Origin of the sequence: Rhizobium ecuadorense (assembly GCF_001187535.1) — a bacterium.
In the GTDB taxonomy this organism is placed as follows: Bacteria; Pseudomonadota; Alphaproteobacteria; order Rhizobiales; family Rhizobiaceae; genus Rhizobium; species Rhizobium ecuadorense.
Genome location: NZ_LFIO01001060.1, coordinates 1 through 328 on the forward strand (window position 1 = coordinate 1; position 328 = coordinate 328).

Below are 328 nucleotides of genomic sequence, written 5' to 3' on the forward strand. Positions count from 1 at the left end.
GATGCGGTCGACTACGGCCGCTACATCCTGCCGCTCGTGCGTGAAGGCATTCGCGCGAACAAGAAGAAGAGTGCTGCGTGATGCGTGCAGTCTGGCCCGAGCGCCGGACGGCACGTCCCCTTTTTCTCAACGCAGCCGGATCTGCTCGTCCTTTGCCTAGGGATAGGACTGCCTTAACAGCCAGAAAGCGTCGACCCGCATGTCCCATGATACAATCGTTCCAGATGAAACCGTGCGCGTTATCGCGGACGCCGCACCGGATGCGGATCGAACCGGTCAATTTCCCTGGATCGGTATCCGGGCCGTTCATCAGAGCGGTCTCCTAGAG

Annotated in this window: 1 pseudogene; it reads left to right on the forward strand. The window is 60.1% G+C overall.

Going from position 1 to position 328, the window contains the following annotated elements:
- Positions 1–199: 199 nt before the first annotated feature.
- A pseudogene (locus AF337_RS45530) lies at positions 200–328 on the forward strand (acyl-CoA dehydrogenase family protein); the annotation flags it as partial.